A 17292-nucleotide genomic window follows, 5' to 3' on the forward strand; every position below is an offset into this window, starting at 1 on the left:
CGTCAGCCGACGTCGAACGTGTTCTTGAGACCCAGCCGGTAGAGCTGCTGGTCCACGAGTTTGAGCGCCTCCCACTCCGGCGGGCGGTGCAGCCGGTAGATCGGGGCGGGCGCGCCACCCGCGCCGGACTCCGCGAGGATCGCGTTGGCGGCCTGACGGCCGGACTCGTTGGCGCCCTCCATCGTCGCCAGGTCGACGTTGGTGCGGCAGAAGTCGCCGGCCAGGAACAGGTTGGAGAGCGCGGTCCGCGCGGTCGGCCGGAGCTTCCAGGAGTCGACCGTGTTGATGAGCAGCGGCTCGTCGTTGGAGTTGCGGCGGCTGACCGGGTCCCACTTGATCGCGGGGTCGAGGAAGAACGAGTGGAGGACGTCGTCGGGCAGCACCGACGCGCCGGTGTCCTCGAGCGACGCCTTCATCTGCGCCCAGACCTCGGCCCGCACCTCCGCCTTGGTGCACCGGTTGGCGGGCTTGCCGTAGAGGATCCCGGGTGTGGTCCAGTCGGACACGTCGACCGACAGGCAGTCGACCGCCGTGCCGTCGCCGTACGTCGCCGCGAAGTCGTTGGTCCAGTGCCCTGCCTGGAGGATCCCGGTGAGCGACCAGGGCGAGTCGAGGAATGCCAGATGACCGTCGGTGATGGTGACCGGCCGCTTCAGGTAGAACTGGATGCCGTTCATCCAGTCCGTCACCAGCCCGCGCAAGCCCTCGAGGCTGGGGTCCGCCCGCAGCACGGCGGGCGAGAGCAGCCGGGTCACCCGCTCGACCGGCATGGCGGAGACGAACCAGTCCGCGTCGATCGTGGCCGGGCCGGACGCGGTGCGGGCGCGGGCTCCGGTGATCCGGCCGCCCGCGACCTGGAGCCCGGTGATCGTGGTCGCCGACCGGAACCGGACACCCTTGCTGCGCAACAGGTCGACCCAGGGGTCGATCCACACCTCGTTGGTCGGCCCGTTGAGGATCTGGTCGGGCGGGCGCCCGTTGGTCCCCACCCCGGCGAACGAGTAGAGGAACGCCTCGGCCATGTTGCCGATGGTGCGGGTGCTGGCGATCTCCTCCTTGGCGGCGACGAGCGCCCGGGTGAGACCACGGGCGGCGACCGTCTGGTACTCCGGCGATCGCTGCTCGGCGCGCACGAAGTCCCACCACGAGGTCTGCTCCCACTGCCCGAGGCGCCGCTCGTCGCAGCTGGAGAGGAAGACGACCAGCCGGGTTGCGAAGTACGTCGCGTCGACCGGGGAGATCATGTTGCCGCCGAGCAGCTCGTTGACGATGAAGCGCTTGACCGCGTCCGGCGTCGCCAGGTGCCGTGGGTCCGGGATCAGCCCGAACAGGTTCTGGTCGTCACGACCCCCCGAGCGCGGGAACAGCGGCATCCCCGCCGAGACCAGGTTGTCGAAGACGCCGTTCTCGTTGGAGCCGAAAGGGATCCGCGCCATCGTGTCGGGGATGTGGTGGTAGAAGCCCGGGAAGAACCGGAAGCCGTGCTCACCGGGGAGTGCGCGGCGGCCGCCCCGCGCGGTGCCGGGCACCGGGATGCTGCGCGCCTTGCCGCCGAGCGCCTTCCGCTCGTAGACGGTCACCTCGAAGCCGCGCTCGACCAGCTCGTGGGCGGCGGCGAGGCCGGCCATCCCGCCGCCGAGCACGGCCACCCGGCGCCGGTCCAGCGCGAGTGCCGGCGACAGCGGCCCGACGGCCATCGCAGCCGCCGCGACCCCGGACCCACGCAGCACGCTGCGTCGAGAAAGCGACCCCATGCCGACCACCCGTCTTCATTAACCGACACTCATGTCGGTTAACGGGAGTCTGACCGAAGGGTCCTGCACCCGTCAACCGGGCGACCAAAGCAGCCGGCCATAGCTGAAAACGCGTCGGACCGAGCGTAGGAAGCGAGGAACGAGCGACACGCTCGCGCCATCAAGCACCGTGGTAGTTAGGGGCCTCGACGGTCATCTGGACGTCGTGGGGGTGGCTCTCCTTGAGCGACGCCGAGGTGATCCGGATGAACCGGCCCTTCTCCTGCAGCTCGGGGATGGTGCGCGCGCCGACGTAGAACATCGACTGGTTGAGTCCGCCGAGCAGCTGGTGGGCGACCGCGGAGAGCGGTCCGCGGTAGGCGACCTGGCCCTCGACGCCCTCGGGGACGATCTTGTCGTCGCTGGTGACCTCGGCCTGGAAGTAGCGGTCCTTGGAGTAGGACTTCTTTCCACGCGACGACATCGCGCCCAGCGAACCCATGCCGCGGTAGGCCTTGAACTGCTTGCCCTGCACGAAGATCACCTCGCCGGGCGACTCCTCGCAGCCGGCGAGCATCGAGCCGATCATCACCGACTCCGCACCGGCGACGATCGCCTTGGCGATGTCACCGGACTGCTGGAGGCCGCCGTCGGCGATCACGGGTACGCCGGCGGGCCTGGCCGCGAGGGAGGCCTCGTAGACGGCGGTGACCTGGGGTACGCCGCATCCGGTGACGACGCGCGTCGTACAGATCGAGCCCGGGCCGAAGCCGACCTTGACGGCGTCGGCGCCGGCGTCGACGAAGGCCTGCGCTCCGTCCCGCGTCGCGACGTTGCCGCCGATGACCTGCACGTGGCGGGTGGCGGGGTCGGTCTTGAGCCGCTTGACCATGTCGAGGAGGAGGGTGACGTGGCCGTGGGCGGTGTCGGCGACGAGCACGTCGACACCGGCGTCGATGAGCGCGGTGGCCCGCTGCCAGGCGTCGCCGAAGTAGCCGATCGCGGCGCCGACCATGAGCCGGCCCTGGCCGTCCTTCGAGGCATCGGGGAACTGCTCCGACTTCACGAAGTCCTTGACCGTGATCAACCCGCCGAGCCGCCCGGCCTCGTCGACCAGCGGCAGCCGCTCGCGCTTGTGCTTGCGCAGCAGCATGGTGGCGTCGTCCCTGCTGATACCGACCGGTCCGGTGACCAGCGGCATCGGGGTCATCACCTCGTCGACCTTGGTGGTCGCCCACTCCGCGACGGGGGTGAACCGCAGGTCGCGGTTGGTGCAGATGCCGAGCAGCCGGTTGTCGGCGTCCACGACGGGAAGGCCCGAGACGCGGTACTCGCCGCAGATCCGGTCGAGCTCCTCGAGCGTCGCGTCAGGTCCGATGGTGACCGGGTTGGAGATGATGCCGGTCTGGGTCCGCTTCACGAGGTCGACCTGGTAGGCCTGCTCCTCGGACGAGAGGTTGCGGTGCAGGATGCCGATGCCGCCCTGCCGGGCCATCGCGATCGCCATCCGCGACTCGGTGACGGTGTCCATCGCCGCGCTGACGAGCGGCGCCTTGATGGTGATCTCACGCGTGAGCCGCGTGGTCAGGTCGATGTCGTCGGGCGCCAGGTCGGAGTGACCGGGCAGCAGCAGGACGTCGTCGTAGGTGAGACCGAGGGACGCGAACTTCTCGGGGACCTCCATGACGGAATCCTACGCGGGGTCGCGTCGATCACCGGAACCGGGACAGACTGTAGAAGTGACTCCTGCCCCGCTGCCTCCGCACGTGCTGGTCCTCTTCGGTGCGACCGGCGACCTGGCCTCCCGCAAGCTCTTCCCCGGTCTCTACCGGCTGGCGGCGGCCGGCCGGCTGCCGAAGCACCTCGCGGTGATCGGCAGCGGCCGCCGCTCCCCCGGCACCGACGACGAGTTCCGCGGCCAGGTGCGCGCCGCGCTCCACGAGTTCGTCAAGGAGGTCGACGACTCGGTCGCCGACCCGCTCCTGGAGCGGATCTCCTTCGTCGCCTCCTCCGCCGACGACGGCACCGACCTTGCCGAGGCCGTGCGCCAGGCAGAGGACCGGCTGCTCGAGGACGCGGGTTGCCTGCTCTCCGACGTACGACGGCTGCTCTACCTCTCGGTGCCGCCCTCGGCGGTCAAGGACATGGTGGGGATGCTCGCGAAGGAGGACCTGGTCGACCGTTCGCGACTGGTCGCGGAGAAGCCGTTCGGCACCGACCTGACGACCGCCCGGGCGCTCGACGTCGTGCTCCGCAACGCCTTCGAGGAGGCGCAGATCTTCCGGATCGACCACTTCCTCGGCAAGGAGGCGGTGCAGAACATCCTCGCCCTGCGCTTCGCCAACGGGCTGTTCGAGCCGGCGTGGAACCGGCACACCATCGAGTCGGTGCAGATCGACGTGCCGGAGAAGCTCACCGTCGAGGGCCGCGGCAGCTTCTACGAGGGCACCGGCTGCCTGCGCGACATGGTCACGACCCACCTGTGCCAGCTGCTCGGCTTCGTGGCGCTCGAGGACCCGCACGCCTACCGGGAGTCCGCGCTGCGGGCGGCTAAGGCGGCCGTGTTCGCGTCGGTCCGGCCGCTCGACCCGGACCGCGTGATCTTCGGTCAGTACGACGGCTACCGGGACGAGCCAGACGTCGCACCCGCCTCCGACGTCGAGACCCTCGTCGCCATCGAGATCTGGATCGACAACGACCGGTGGCGCGACGTCCCGTTCTACCTGCGCACCGGCAAGGCGATGGCCGAGGGCCGGCGGACGATCACGATCCGGTTCTCCGACCCGCGGCACCGCTGGCTCAAGCCGGCCGACGGCGGCCCACCGGCGCCCAACGAGCTGGTCATCGAGCTCGCCGACCAGCCGCGGATCGCGATCGACGTCCGCGCCAAGCGACCCGGTCCTGACATGGAGATCGTGGAAGGCGTGTTCCGGCTCGACCTGGTGTGCGACGTGCCCGACTCGGACCCGCTCGAGGCCTACGAGCGCCTCCTGCTCGACGTGATGCGCGGCGACCGGACCCTGTTCATCAGCTCCGACGAGGTCGAGCGGCTGTGGGAGATCTGCCAGCCGGTCCTCGACCGCCGGCCGGCGTGCCAGCCCTACCCGCAGGGCTCGTGGGGCCCGCAGGACGCGATCGACCTGCCGCTCGGCGGCTGGCGGCTCGGCAACCACCCGCCGGAGCGGTCGCTGACGAGCTAGACGCGTCTAGTGCCGCGACCACTCCTCGCTCTGGGTGAGTCGGAGGAGATAGGCCAGCGGCGGAAGGACGACCACCACCGCGAGCCCGACCGCGACCAGGAGTGCCTGCAGGGTCGCGCTCGCGCCGGCCGCGTCGACGATGCGCACCTCGTCGACGAGCAGCCAGGGGTACTGCGCCACGCCCCAGCCCGACACCACGGACGCCACCGCGACCACGGCGGGCCAGCGGGCGAGGGAGTAGCGACGCTCCCACAGGAGCCAGAGCGTCGCCGTACCGGCGAGCGCCGAGACGACCACCAGCGCCGCCGCCCGCCCGGCGAGGCCCTCGCTCAGCGTGGGCGCGTCCTCCGAGACGGGCACGAGCGCGACCAGCACGACCACGCCGGTGACGGCTCCGACCACCAGGGCCCGGAGGCGCAGGTCCTCCGCGAGCCGGACCTTGTCGCTGCGCGCGGCGTCGGCGGCGAGGAACACACCGGCGAGGAACGCGCAGGTGCCGACCGCGATCAAGCCACCGAAGATCGAGGTCGGGTTGAGCCAGGACGACCAGCGGTCGCCGACCCCCTCGGCCGGTACCCGGCCGGAGGCGATCGCGCCGGCCACGGTGCCGAGGAAGAACGGCGTGAGGATCGACGCGGTCGCGAAGATCACTCCGAAGAGCCTGGCCTGACCGAGGGTGGCGGAGTACTTCCGGAACGCGAAGCTCGCCCCTCGCAGCACGATCCCGAGCAGCGCGAGCAGCAGCGGCAGGACGAGCGTCGTCATCGCCGCCGCGAACGACTCGGGGAACCCGGTCCACCAGATCACCAGCACGTAGATCAGCCAGACGTGGTTGGCCTCCCAGACCGGTCCGATGCTGTGGTCCACCAGGGTCCGCATCTCCGCACCACGCCGGCTGCTGCCGGCCGTGAGGTCGAAGAACCCGGACCCGAAGTCGGCGCCGCCGAGCACGGCGTACGCGACGACACCGACGAACATGGCGGCCGCGACCGCGACCTCCAGGCTCATCATTCGGGGTCCCCGCGAAGTTGTTCGGAGGAGCGAAGCGGGGGAGAAGAACTTCGCAGGGTATTCGTCCGCTCCCCCACGGTCTGCGGAGCGTAGGGGCTGGGCAGGTCGGTCTCGCCGGCGCGCCAGCGCCGGGCCATCGAGCGGAGCACGACGACCGCACCTGCCGTCATCGCGGCGTAGACCACTGCGGTAGTGCCCAGTAGCCACCACAGGCCGGAGTAGTCGCCGGCCGCCTCCTCGGTGCGCATGAAGCCGTAGACGATCCACGGCTGACGCCCGACCTCGGTGGCGATCCAGCCGGACTCGAGCGCGAGCACGGCCAACGGCCCGCTGATCGAGACGAAGCGCAGGAACCAGCGCCTCTCGAGCAGGTTGCGGCCGCGCCAGCGCAGGAACCAGAACAGAGAGACCGACGCCGCGAGCAGGGTCCCGATGCCGACCATCGACTGGAACGCCCAGTGCGTCAGGTTCACCGGCGGCCGGTCCTCCTCCGGGATCTCGTCCAGACCGGGCACCGGATCGCTGAGCGAGCTCATCGCGATCACCGAGCCCAGCACCGGGATGTCGATGGACCCACGGACCTCGCCGTCGACGTAGATCCCGCCGATCCGGAGGGGCGACGGGCTCTCGGTGGTGTCGGCGAGCTCGAACGACGCGAGCTTGGCGGGCTGGCGCTCGTCGAGTCCTCCCCCGAGCAGGTGGCCCACGAACGGCTGCGTCAGCGCGGCGACCGTCGCGAACACGAAGGGCACGATGAAGCCCAGCCGGTGGTGCTCGTCCCGTCGACCTCTCAGCATGCCGACGGCGTAGACGCCGGCGACGCTGAATCCCACGACCATGTAGGCCGCGACCCACATGTGCGCGAACTGCAGCCAGACCTGGTCGTTGAACATCGCGGCCCACGGGTCGATGTCGGTGACCTGGCCGTCGACCAGGCGAAACCCGGCAGGTGCGTTCATCCAGGCGTTCACCGCGAGCACGCAGAACGTGCCGACGACGCCGGCGATCGCCATCGGCACGAGCATGAGCACGTGCCGCTTGGGCGGCATCCGGCCCCAGCCGTAGAGGTAGATGCCGAGGAAGATCGCCTCGACGAAGAAGGACAGCCCCTCGAAGGCGAACGGGAGCCCGAGCACGTCGCCGTAGGTGCCCATCAGCCCCGGCCAGAGCAGGCCCATCTCGAAGCTGAGGACGGTGCCCGAGACCGCGCCGATCGCGAACAGCACGGCGGAGACCTTCGACCACCGCTTCGCCAGCTCGAGCGCGACCGGGTCGTCACGCCGGATGCCGCGCAGGTGCATCACGAGGATCATGGCGGGGAACGCGACGCCGAAGCAGGCGAGCACGATGTGCCAGCCGAGCGAGAGCGCCATCTGCTGGCGGGCCGGAAGCAGCCCCTCGGGCTCCACCGTCGCGACGAGCTGGACGGTGTCCGCGAGGAGAGCAGGCATCATCACGCGTTCGACGCTACGCCCGCGTCAGCAGCGGTTCACGGGTTTGTGAATCATTTCACGAACCCGCTGGCGCGGCGTCGTCCCCTCTCAGCCGGACGGTCACCACGAGCCCCCCGCCGTCGCGGGGTCGCGCGTCGACGGAGCCGTCGTGCGCGCGCACGATCGCCTCCACGATCGACAGGCCGAGGCCGACCCCGCGGTCGACGACGAGCCGGTCGCCGGCCTGCCGGCGGAACGGCTGGAACAGCCCCGCGACGTCGTACGACGACACCACGGGACCGGTGTTCGACACCTCGACCCGGACCCCGCCATCGGCGCCGGGGCCGCTCACGACCCGCACCCAGCCGCCCCGCTCGTTGTGGCGGATGCCGTTCTCGACGAGGTTGGCGACCAGCCGCTCGAGCAGCAGGGCGTCGCCCTGGGTCGTCGCCCCGACGACCTCCTCCGTCACCTCGACGCCGGCCTCCTCGGCCTCGTCGGCCGTCAGCTCGACGACGTGCTCGACGATGTCGGCGAGGTCGACCGGCTGTCGGTCGAGCGGCTCGTTCTCGGCACCGGCGAGGTCGAGCAGGCCGCTGATCAACCGCTCGTGACGTTCGTTGAGGGCGAGCAGGTCCGCGCCCAGGGTGCGCAGGTCGGCGGACGCTTCCGGCCGATGCATCGCGAGCTCGACCATCGCCCGGCTGACCGTGAGCGGCGTGCGCAGCTCGTGGGAGGCGTTGGCGACGAAGCGACGCTGTCCGGCGAAGGACCGGTCGAGCCGCTCGACCATGGAGTCGAACGCGACGGCGAGCTCCCTCACCTCGTCGTCGGGACCGGCCAGGCCGATCCGCTCGTGGAGTCCCATGTCGGCGGCGGGTGCGGCCGAGATCCGGTGCGCGGTGGCGGTCACCCGGTGCAGCGGGGACAGCACCCGACCGGCGGCCAACCACCCGAGGCCGGTCGCGAGCCCGCCCACGACGAGGAGGGCGATGCCGCCCTGGACCAGCAGCGACTCACCCGCGGCATGCCGGACCGAATCCTCCTGGTCGACCAGCCACTTCCGTGCGTCCGGCCCCTTGAGCACGTCGCCCTCGGGCGTCTGGATCTCGATGCTGTCCAGGTCGCGCGGATCCGCGGCGGTCTCGGTCGGCTCCTGGATCCTTCCCTCGAACAGCACCCGGTCGCCCGACGGCTCGAGCTGCTCGAGGAAGAGGATGTAGGTCGCGGCCAGCAGGACGACGCCGGCCGCGAAGAACAGGCCGCCGTAGATCACCGTCAGCCGCGCGCGCAGCGTCAGCCGCCGCGGCAGGATGCGGACGCTCACGCCCGTGGGAGTTTTCATGGGATCCGGTACCCGACGCCGGTGACGGTCTCGACCAGGGCGGGTTCGCCGAGCTTGCGCCGGAGCTTGTGCACGGTGAGCCGGACCGCGCCGGTGAACGGGTCGGCATGCTCGTCCCACGCCTTCTCGAGCAGCTGCTCCGCGGACACCGCAGCGCCGTCGGCCAGGAGCAGCTCCGCGAGCACCGCGAACTCCTTGCGCGCGAGGGGGACGTAGCGGGTGCCACGGAAGACCTCGCGTCGAGCCGGGTCGAGCGTGATCTCCCCGCGTCGCAGCACCGGAGGCGCGGCCGGCCTCGACCGCCGACCGAGCGCCAGCACCCGCGCCGCCAGCTCAGGGAAGGCGAACGGCTTGGTGAGGTAGTCGTCGGCGCCCAGCGCGAGTCCTTCGACACGCTGCGTCACCGCGGTCGCCGCGGTGAGCATCAGCACCCGGGTGTCCGCATCGCCGGCGACGATCTCGCGGCACACGCGGTCGCCGTGCACGACCGGCAGGTCGCGGTCGAGCACCACGACGTCGTACTGGTTGACCCCGATGCGTTCGAGCGCCTCGCCTCCGTCGAGCGCCACGTCGACCGCGTGCGCCTCCTGCCGCAGCCACTCCGCCACCGCCGTCGCGAGCTGCGGCTCGTCCTCCACCACCAGCACGCGCATCCGGCTCTACCTCTTCGTCGACGGGTCGCGGCCAGCCTGTCGCCGCCCGCGTTTCCTCGACGTTAGCCATCACCGAACAGCGGAGAAACGGGCGCGCCACTTGCATGGACCACGTGGCGTCCCGCCCGCCGCCGTCGGGGGACCGGGCGGGGCAGCCACGCCAACCAACCAGAGGAGGACGTGTGATCACAATCAACGGGATCCGCTACCGGGCCGCGGCCGGGCTGCTGGCCCTCGGGCTGCCCCTGGCGCTGGCGCTGACCGGATGTGGTGACGAGGACGACGGCGGCGGGGTTGCCAGCGCCGGCGGCGAGGCCACCGAGGACGGCGGCGACGGTGCCGAAGGAGCGGAGGACATGGACGAACGCGACCGGATGCTGGCGTTCGCGCAGTGCCTGCGGGACAACGGCCTCGACGTCGAGGACCCGGCCGAGGGCGAGGCGTTCGACCTGATGTTCGGCCCCGAGGTCGACCGGGCGACGGTCGACGCGGCGATGGAGGCATGCCGCGAGTACGCACCGGACGGCGGACCCGGCGGCGGTGAGCCCATCGACAACGAGGCGATGCTCGAGTACGCGCAGTGCATGCGGGACAACGGGGTCGAGGCGTTCACGGACCCCGAGGCCGACGAGGGAGGCATGCGGATCACCCCGGAGATCGCCGAGGACCCCGACTTCGAGGCGGCCCAGGAGGCCTGCCAGGACATCTTGGGAGAGCTGCAGGACGGGGGGATGTGGTGAGCGTCCGCAGTCGGGTGGTCGCCGGCGCCGTCGCCGTGGCGGCGGCGGCCGCGGTCATCACCGTGGTCGTCGTCGGACGCGATGGCGATGCCGAGGCGTCCTCCGACGACGGGTTGCCGCCAGCGACCACAGAGGTCACCCGCGGCACCCTCGTCGACTCCGCAACCGAGGGCGGGACTCTCGGCTATGGCGCCGAACGGTCGCTGGCCACCCGGCTCGCCGGCACCGTCACCTGGCTGCCCGCCGAGGGCGACGTCGTACGGCGCGGCGAGGCGCTCTACGAGGTCGACGCCGACGCGGTGCCGTTGCTGTACGGCGACGTCCCGCCGTTCCGCGACCTCGACCAGGGCGACGAGGGCCGCGACGTCCGCCAGCTCGAGCAGAACCTGTGGGCACTCGGCTACCGCGGCTTCGAGGTTGACGGCGAGTTCACCTACTACACAGCGGTCGCGCTCGAGGACTGGCAGGAGGACCTGGGCGTCGAGGAGACCGGCACGCTCGCGATGGCCGACGTCGTCGTCCTCGACGGCCCGGCCCGCGTGGCGACCGTGACGGCCGGTCTCGGCGACGCCGTGGCCCCCGGCTCGACCATGCTCTCGGTGACCGGGACGACGCCCGCGGTGACGGTCGAGGTCGACCCCAGCGACCGCCGGCTGGCGGAGATCGGCACCGAGGCCGAGGTGACGCTGCCCGACGGCTCGTCGGCGCCGGTGACCGTGGTCGACGTCTCGACCGAGGTGACCGAGGGCGAGTCCGGCGAGGAGTCCGACACCAGCACCACCGTGGTCGTGGTCGCCGAGCTGCAGGGCGGCGAAGCCCGCGAGCGCGCCCGGGAGTACGACGCCGCGGCGGTCGACGTCACCTTCACCGCGGGCAGGCGCAAGAACGTGCTGATCGTGCCGGTGGCGGCGCTGGTCGCGCTGAGCGAGGGCGGCTTCGGGCTCGAGGTCGTCGAGGACGGCTCGTCGGAGTACGTCGCCGTCGATGCCGGGCTCTTCTCCGGCGGCCGGGTCGAGGTGTCGGGCGCCGGCATCACGGAAGGGACCGTCGTGGGGGTGCCCGAATGATGACCACCCGACCGATCACCCGCTCGACCGCGCCCATGATCGAGCTCGACGAGGTCCGCAAGGAGTACGCCGGCGGGGTGCAGGCGCTGGCCGGCGTCACCGTGCGGATCTCACGGGGCGAGCTGGTCGGGATCGTCGGCCCTTCGGGATCGGGCAAGTCGACGATGCTGCACGCGCTCGGGACCCTGGACCGGCCAACGTCGGGAAGCGTCCGGGTCGCCGGCCACGAGGTCGCTGCTCTCTCCGACGCCCGGCTGTCCGCCCTCCGCTCCCGCTACGTCGGGTTCGTCTTCCAGCAGTTCCACCTCGCCGGCGGGAGGTCGGCGCTCGACAACGTCGCGGACGGGCTGCTCTACACCGGCCAGCGGATGCGCGAGCGGCGACGTCGAGCCGCGCTCGCGCTGGAGCGGGTCGGGCTCGCGCACCGCATGGAGCACCGGCCGCACGAGCTGTCGGGCGGCGAGAAGCAACGGGTCGCGATCGCGCGGGCCACGGCAGGCGATCCACCGCTGCTGCTGGCCGACGAGCCGACCGGAGCACTCGACTCTGCCGCGGGAGCCGGCGTGATGACGCTCCTGCGCAGCCTGCACCGGGACGGCACCACGGTGGTGATCATCACCCACGACCCTGACATCGCCGACAGCCTGCCGCGGCGGATCCGGTTGCGGGACGGACTGGTCGTCGAGGACTCGGCGACCGACGCCGTCGCCGGCCGCCCGGGGGTGCTCCGATGAGCGGCCCGGCATCGACCGAGCGGCTCCGGCCCGCCCGGCTCGCCGTACCGGACGTGTTGCGGGTGGGCGCGTTCGGTCTGCGGACCCGGCCGATGCGCGCGTTCCTCTCCTCCCTCGGCATCGCCATCGGGATCTCGGCCATGGTGGCGGTCGTCGGGATCTCGTCGTCGTCCCGCGCCGACCTGGACGCGCAGCTCGACGCACTCGGGACCAACCTGCTGACCGCGAACAACGGCAGCACCATGATCGGCGGGACGGCCGTGCTGCCGCTCGCCGCGGAGTCGATGGTTGAGCGGATCGCGCCGGTGGAAGACGTGTCGGCGACCGGTCGCGTGGCTGACGCCGACGTCTACCGGACCGACAAGATCCCGGCCGAGGAGACGAACGGGGTGGTGGCCTACGCCGTCCGGACCGGGCTCCTGGCCACGACGAGCACGACCGTGGCACAGGGCACCTGGCTCAACGACGCGACCGCGAGATATCCGGCGGTCGTCCTCGGATCGCTCGCCGCGGAGCGGCTCGGCATCGGTGCGCCGGGCCCGGACACCCAGGTGCTGATCGGCGGGACGTACTTCACCGTCGTGGGGATCCTGGAGCCCTCTGCCCTCGCGCCCGAGCTCGACACCGCGGCGTTGACGGGGTGGCAGATCGCACGGAGCGAGCTCGGCTTCGACGGGCACGCGACGACGCTCTACACCCGCGCCGCGGAGGACCAGGTGACGGCAGTGCAGGCCGTGCTCGCGGCGACCGCCAACCCGGCGGCTCCCAACGAGGTCGAGGTCTCCCAGCCCTCGGACGCGCTCGAGGCACAGCAGGCCGCTGACCAAGCCCTCACGGGTCTGCTCCTCGGTGTCGGTGCGGTGGCGCTGCTCGTCGGCGGCGTCGGGGTGGCGAACACGATGGTGATCTCTGTCCTCGAACGTCGGGCGGAGATCGGCCTGCGCCGGTCACTGGGGGCGACCCGTGGCCAGATCCGCACCCAGTTCCTCACCGAGTCGCTCCTACTGTCGTCGCTCGGCGGGCTGGCCGGCGCGGCGATCGGCACCGCCGTCACGTTCGGCTATGCGGCCACCCAGGCCTGGATCGCCGTCGTACCCATGTGGTCGGTGCTCGCCGGGCTGGCCGCCACCGTCGTGATCGGCGGGATCGCCGGGCTCTACCCGGCCGTTCGCGCATCCCGGCTCCCGCCCACCGAGGCGCTCGCTGCCCCGTGAGCGCTGGCGTCAGGTCCGCAGCTCGTTGACCGCGATCCGCACGGTGACGGTGTCGCCGGCCATCCGGATCCGGCCGCGCAGGCCGGCGGAGAGCACCATCGGCAGCACCGACTGGCTGTCCGACGGCGCGGTGAGCACGATCTCCTCGGCGCCCTGCCTGCGTGCCATCCGGGCGATGTCGGAGAGCAGACGGGTGCCGATGCCCCGCCGCTGCCAGGACGGGTCGACCCACATGTCCACCGGCCAGGGCTCGTCACCGGCGGCACCCGGCTCGAACGACGCCCGCCCGATGACCCGACCGCTCACCAGCACCGACACCTCGTTGTCGCCCGCGACGGACGTCGGCTGGGCGCCGCCACCGGTGTCCGGCGCCTTCGGCGACTGGCGGCTCAGGACGTCGCTCACGAGCTCGGCGAGTGCGGAGCCGCGGACCCGCTCGGCCGGGGTGAACGGCGTCTCCCGCCGGATCTGGATCACGGCGTTGCCGACCTGCATCTCGAGGACGTCCTCGGTCCCGTGGGTCGGCTCGACGTCGGCGTCGAAGAGGTGGGCGACGACGTCGGGGAACGTCTCGGGATGGTCGAGGATCTGCTGGGCCGCCTTGACGTACCGCGTCGGCTGGTCGTCGAGGGCGTGCCGGTTGACCTCGTGGGTGACCACGGAGTCGCCACCGGCCCGGCGCACCATCTGGATGACGTCCGGTTCGCTCCAGTCGTCGGGCGTCCGGACGACGAGCTCGATGGTTGCGGTGCCCGGTGTGCGGCCGGTGAACACCTGGACCGCGCCGATGTTGGCACCGGCCTTGCCGCACTCCTGGGCAAGGGGGGCCAGCTTGCCGGGACGGTCCGGCAGGTTCGTGCGCACCCTCCACAACATGTACCCAGCATGCCGCATCCGTGGCACCCTGGCGCCGTGCCGACCTGGGTCTATTTCCTCCACCCGCCGCGGGACGACTTCGCGGCCACCATGACCGACGACGAGGCCGCGGTCTTCGGCGACCACTTCGAGCACCTGTCGAGGCTGCTGGCCGACGGGGTCCTGATCCTGGCCGGGCCCACGCTCGGCTCGACGAACACCGGCCTGTGCATCTTCGACGCACCGGACGAGTCGGCTGCCCGCGCGGTCATGGAGTCCGACCCGGCGATCGCCCGCGGTGTCGTGGCCGGCGAGCTCCGCGAGATGCGCGTGTCACTGCTGCGCGGACGCGACTGACGGCGCCGGGGTCTGCTCGCCTGCCTCGATCGCGACCTGCAGCCGGTTCTGCGGCAGCGGGACCGGGCAGGTGGTGTAGTCGGTGTAGGCGCACGGCAGGTTGATGGTGCGGTTGAAGTCGAGCACGAGGCTGCCGTCCGCCGCAGGTGCCGGCGTGTAGAGCTGGCGCCCGGCGCCGTACGTCGTCCGGCCGGTCGTCGCGTCGGCGAACACGAGCCACAGCCCGCCGTCGTCGTCGTACGCGACCAGTCGGACAGGCTCGCCCGCGAGGGTGAACGCCACCTCGGCGACCGCGTCGTCGACCGGTCGCTCACCGTCGAAGGGGTGGAACGTCGCGCGCACGACCCAGTCGGGCGAGGGCGGGTAGGTCGGCGTCGGCCGGTACCCGGCACGGAGCGCGTGGCCCGGGTCGCGCGGCCGGAGGAGGACGGCGCTGTCGCGCCTGGCCACCTCGATCTCCACGTCCCCGGCGGTGGCGCGGATCCCCGGATCGTCGACCGCGCCCAGCACCTGGTGCCCGCGGAGCTCGCGGCCGTCGATCGTCAGGGCCTCGTCCGGACCGAGCTCGACCTCGACGCCGTCGGCACCGAGCCACCAGACCCCCGGGGCGCCGTCGTACTGCCTGCGCTTCTCCGTCAGCCAGTACAGCCCGGTGATCGACAGGAAGCCGTGCGGGGCGGTCAGCCGCGCCTCGCGCTGGGCACGGAACGCCTGCCACTCCCCGAGAAAGTCTCCAGCCACGCCCCGATCCTGCCCCGTAGGCCCGAATTGCGTCGACCCGGCGCGTTTGAACGCGCCGGGTCGACGTTGGGATGAGCCGGGTGGATCAGTGCCCGTGGCCGTGACCGTGGCCGTGACCGGCCGCGTCGGGCTCCTCTTCCTCGGGCTTGTCGACGACCAGGGTCTCGGTCGTCAGCAGCATCGCAGCGATCGAGGTCGCGTTGACCAGCGCCGAGCGGGTCACCTTGACCGGGTCGAGGACGCCCTGGGCGACCAGGTCGCCGTACTCCTCGGTGGCCGCGTTGTAGCCGTTGCCGACGCCGAGCTCGCGCACCTTGGTCGTCACGACGTAGCCGTTGACGCCGCCGTTCTCGGCGATCCAGCGCAGCGGCTCGTCGGCCGACTTGCGGACGATGCGGACACCGACCGCCTCGTCGCCGGTCAGCCCGAGGTCCTTGTCGAGCACCGAGACCGCGTGGATGAGCGCAGAGCCACCGCCGGGGACGATGCCCTCCTCGATCGCGGCCCGGGTCGCCGACACGGCGTCCTCGATGCGGTGCTTCTTCTCCTTGAGCTCCACCTCGGTGGCGGCGCCGACCTTGATCACGCAGACGCCGCCGGCGAGCTTGGCGAGACGCTCCTGGAGCTTCTCCTGGTCCCAGTCGCTGTCGGCCGCCTCGATCTCCTGCTTGATCTGGTTGACGCGACCCTCGACCTGCGCCGGGTCGCCGGCGCCGTCGACGATCGTGGTGCTGTCCTTGGTGACCACGATGCGGCGGGCCTGGCCGAGCACGTCGAGCCCGACCTGGTCGAGCTTGAGGCCGACCTCGGGCGCGATGACCTGACCGCCGGTCAGGATCGCGATGTCCTGCATCATCGCCTTGCGCCGGTCACCGAACGCCGGGCTCTTCACCGCGACCGCGGTGAAGGTGCCGCGGATCTTGTTGACCACGAGCGTGGAGAGCGCCTCGCCGTCGACGTCCTCGGCAAGGATGAACAGCGGCTTGCCGGCCTGGATGACCTTCTCGAGCAGCGGCAGCAGGTCGGCGATCGCGGAGATCTTGCCCTGGTGCAGCAGGATGTAGGGGTCGTCGATGACCGCTTCCATCCGCTCCGGGTCGGTGACGAAGTAGGCCGAGATGTAGCCCTTGTCGAACTGCATGCCCTCGGTGAACTCGAGCTCGGTGCCCATGGTGTTGGACTCCTCGACGGTGATCACACCGTCCTTGCCCACCTTGTCGAAGGCCTCGGCGAGCAGCTCGCCGATGTGGCTGTCGCGGCTGGAGATCGTGGCCACGCTGGCCATGTCCTCCTTCGTCTCCACCTCGCGGGCGGCGGCGAGCAGTGCGTCGGACACCGCGGTCGCGGCGGCGTCCATGCCGCGCTTGACACCCATCGGGTTGGCGCCGGCGGCCACCGCGCGGAGGCCCTCGTGCACCATCGCCTGCGCGAGCACGGTCGCGGTGGTGGTGCCGTCACCAGCGATGTCGTTGGTCTTGGTGGCGACCTCCTTGGTGAGCTGGGCACCAAGGTTCTCGAACGGGTCGTCGAGCTCGATCTCGCGCGCGACGGTCACACCGTCGTTGGTGATGGTGGGCGCGCCCCACTTCTTGTCGAGGACGACGTAGCGGCCCTTGGGGCCGAGGGTCACCTTGACCGTGTCGGCGAGCTTGTCGACGCCGCGCTCGAGAGCGCGCCGGGCATTCTCGTCGAACTCCAGGATCTTCGGCATTGCTTCTCCTTCAGGAACGATCACGCCCGGACGTCATACGACGCGCACCTCGGGAGGTGCGGCGCGTATGACGTCCGGGCGCGGGGATCAGGAACCGACTACGGCAAGGACGTCGCGAGCGGAAAGGATGAGGTACTCCTCGCCGCCGTACTTGACCTCGGTGCCGCCGTACTTGCTGTAGATGACCTTGTCACCCACGGCCACGTCGAGCGGGATCCGGCCGTCGCCGTCCTCGTTGAAGCGACCGGGACCGACCGCGAGGACCTCGCCCTCCTGGGGCTTCTCCTTGGCGGTGTCCGGGATGACCAGGCCAGAAGCCGTGGTCTGCTCGGCGTCGAGCGGCTTGACGACGATCCGGTCCTCGAGCGGCTTGATGTTGATCGACACGTCGATCGACCTCCACTTTCTTGTGCGGGGTGTGTGCAGGTGTCTGGCGGGCTGGCGCCCACCCACGTTGGGGCTTGCCTTGGGGAGTACGCCGTCGCGGGGGTCGCACAC

General features: G+C 71.3%; 16 protein-coding genes. 6 read left to right on the forward strand and 10 right to left on the reverse strand.

Features of this window, described 5'->3' with window-relative positions; all coding sequences use genetic code 11:
• Positions 1-2 precede the first annotated feature (2 nt).
• Complete coding sequence (locus SHK19_RS17380; protein ID WP_322936991.1) at positions 3-1754, reverse strand: hydroxysqualene dehydroxylase; 1752 nt, start codon at positions 1752-1754, stop codon at positions 3-5.
• Positions 1755-1914: 160 nt separating this feature from the next.
• Positions 1915-3417 carry an IMP dehydrogenase gene (gene guaB, locus SHK19_RS17385; protein ID WP_322456312.1) on the reverse strand — a complete coding sequence of 501 codons (1503 nt, stop codon included), beginning with the start codon at positions 3415-3417 and terminating at the stop codon, positions 1915-1917.
• A 55-nt stretch (positions 3418-3472) separates the two neighbouring features.
• On the opposite strand from guaB, the gene zwf reads away from it, so the two are divergent.
• A complete protein-coding gene (gene zwf, locus SHK19_RS17390; RefSeq protein ID WP_322456311.1) occupies positions 3473-4933 on the forward strand; it encodes a glucose-6-phosphate dehydrogenase in 1461 nt (486 codons plus the stop codon).
• Between the two features lie 6 nt (positions 4934-4939).
• Here zwf and SHK19_RS17395 read toward each other — a convergent pair whose 3' ends face one another.
• From SHK19_RS17395 to SHK19_RS17410, 4 genes are read right to left on the reverse strand one after another with little or no spacing between them, the layout of a single operon-like run.
• The gene (locus SHK19_RS17395) at positions 4940-5944 is read right to left on the reverse strand and encodes a cytochrome d ubiquinol oxidase subunit II (RefSeq protein WP_322936992.1); all 1005 of its coding nucleotides are present in this window, start codon (positions 5942-5944) and stop codon (positions 4940-4942) included.
• On the reverse strand, positions 5941-7398 hold the full coding sequence (locus tag SHK19_RS17400) for a cytochrome ubiquinol oxidase subunit I (protein WP_322938709.1): 1458 nt from the start codon (positions 7396-7398) through the stop codon (positions 5941-5943). The genes SHK19_RS17395 and SHK19_RS17400 overlap by 4 nt, the downstream gene beginning before the upstream one ends.
• A gap of 55 nt (positions 7399-7453) precedes the next feature.
• Entirely contained in the window at positions 7454-8722 is a 1269-nt protein-coding gene (locus SHK19_RS17405; RefSeq protein ID WP_322936993.1) for a sensor histidine kinase, read from the reverse strand.
• Positions 8719-9375, reverse strand: a complete 657-nt coding sequence (locus SHK19_RS17410) for a response regulator transcription factor (RefSeq protein ID WP_322456308.1) — start codon at positions 9373-9375, stop codon at positions 8719-8721. Before SHK19_RS17410 ends, SHK19_RS17405 begins: the two co-directional genes overlap by 4 nt.
• 182 nt (positions 9376-9557) lie before the next feature.
• Between SHK19_RS17410 and SHK19_RS17415 the strand changes: the two genes are divergently transcribed.
• Genes SHK19_RS17415 through SHK19_RS17430 form a run of 4 tightly spaced genes read left to right on the forward strand, consistent with a single transcriptional unit; the run spans position 9558 to position 13130 of the window.
• Complete coding sequence (locus tag SHK19_RS17415) at positions 9558-10115, forward strand: hypothetical protein (RefSeq protein WP_322456307.1); 558 nt, start codon at positions 9558-9560, stop codon at positions 10113-10115.
• Complete coding sequence (locus SHK19_RS17420) at positions 10112-11182, forward strand: peptidoglycan-binding domain-containing protein (RefSeq protein WP_322936994.1); 1071 nt, start codon at positions 10112-10114, stop codon at positions 11180-11182. Before SHK19_RS17415 ends, SHK19_RS17420 begins: the two co-directional genes overlap by 4 nt.
• The gene (locus tag SHK19_RS17425; RefSeq protein WP_438862040.1) at positions 11179-11916 is read left to right on the forward strand and encodes an ATP-binding cassette domain-containing protein; all 738 of its coding nucleotides are present in this window, start codon (positions 11179-11181) and stop codon (positions 11914-11916) included. Before SHK19_RS17420 ends, SHK19_RS17425 begins: the two co-directional genes overlap by 4 nt.
• Positions 11913-13130: an ABC transporter permease gene (locus SHK19_RS17430; protein WP_322936995.1), complete on the forward strand. Its 1218-nt coding sequence runs from the start codon at positions 11913-11915 to the stop codon at positions 13128-13130. The genes SHK19_RS17425 and SHK19_RS17430 overlap by 4 nt, the downstream gene beginning before the upstream one ends.
• A gap of 9 nt (positions 13131-13139) precedes the next feature.
• Here the strand turns inward: SHK19_RS17430 and SHK19_RS17435 are convergent, their stop codons facing one another.
• Positions 13140-14006 carry a GNAT family N-acetyltransferase gene (locus tag SHK19_RS17435; RefSeq protein ID WP_322936996.1) on the reverse strand — a complete coding sequence of 289 codons (867 nt, stop codon included), beginning with the start codon at positions 14004-14006 and terminating at the stop codon, positions 13140-13142.
• A 36-nt stretch (positions 14007-14042) separates the two neighbouring features.
• Between SHK19_RS17435 and SHK19_RS17440 the strand changes: the two genes are divergently transcribed.
• Entirely contained in the window at positions 14043-14342 is a 300-nt protein-coding gene (locus tag SHK19_RS17440) for a YciI family protein (protein ID WP_322936997.1), read from the forward strand.
• Here SHK19_RS17440 and SHK19_RS17445 read toward each other — a convergent pair.
• From SHK19_RS17445 to groES, 3 genes are all read right to left on the reverse strand, one after another.
• The gene (locus SHK19_RS17445) at positions 14319-15083 is read right to left on the reverse strand and encodes a DUF1684 domain-containing protein (protein ID WP_322936998.1); all 765 of its coding nucleotides are present in this window, start codon (positions 15081-15083) and stop codon (positions 14319-14321) included. The genes SHK19_RS17440 and SHK19_RS17445 overlap by 24 nt on opposite strands.
• Before the next feature lie 85 nt (positions 15084-15168).
• Complete coding sequence (gene groL, locus SHK19_RS17450; protein ID WP_322456301.1) at positions 15169-16794, reverse strand: chaperonin GroEL; 1626 nt, start codon at positions 16792-16794, stop codon at positions 15169-15171.
• An 87-nt stretch (positions 16795-16881) separates the two neighbouring features.
• On the reverse strand, positions 16882-17181 hold the full coding sequence (groES, locus tag SHK19_RS17455) for a co-chaperone GroES (protein WP_322456300.1): 300 nt from the start codon (positions 17179-17181) through the stop codon (positions 16882-16884).
• Positions 17182-17292 lie beyond the last annotated feature (111 nt).

This window comes from Nocardioides bizhenqiangii (genome assembly GCF_034661235.1).
Taxonomy (GTDB): domain Bacteria; phylum Actinomycetota; class Actinomycetes; order Propionibacteriales; family Nocardioidaceae; genus Nocardioides; species Nocardioides bizhenqiangii.